Annotated in this window: 1 pseudogene; it reads right to left on the bottom strand. The window is 61.1% G+C overall.

The features are described 5' to 3' along the window. Positions 1-429: pseudogene (locus J5M71_RS28885) on the bottom strand (energy transducer TonB); the annotation flags it as partial.

Below are 429 nucleotides of genomic sequence, written 5' to 3'. Positions count from 1 at the left end.
GCGTACAGCTGTTGTTCCTTGGCCAGCTCCGCCTCGAGGCTGGCGATGTCGCTGGACAGCTGCGAGCTGTCGAACGCCGGCGCGTCGACGGTCGGTTTGACTTCGGTTTTGCTTTCTTCTTTCTTGGTCGGCGCCTTTTTCAGTTTCGGCGCAACGGTGGTCACCGCTGCCTTCGGGGCGGCTTCCTGCACCACTGGCTTGGCGGCGGGCGGCGGGGTGACCTTTTTGACCTGATTGTCCTGGAACGGAGCGACTTCGGTGGTCTTGGGCAGGGCTTTCTTGTCCAGCGTGCCGCTGCCTTCCTGGTTTTCCTGAGCGAGAAAATCTGCCTTTTCCGGCTTCTTCTCGGCCTTGAAGGTGGCCAGGGTGATTTCCAGGGTTTTGCTGATCTGCTGCGGCTCGACCATGGTGAAACCGACGCCGAGCAGC

Origin of the sequence: Pseudomonas sp. 43(2021), assembly GCF_017490805.1 — a bacterium.
In the GTDB taxonomy this organism is placed as follows: domain Bacteria; phylum Pseudomonadota; class Gammaproteobacteria; order Pseudomonadales; family Pseudomonadaceae; genus Aquipseudomonas.
The sequence above is the reverse complement of the archived record's forward strand: the minus strand, read 5'-3'. Positions and strand labels throughout refer to the sequence as shown.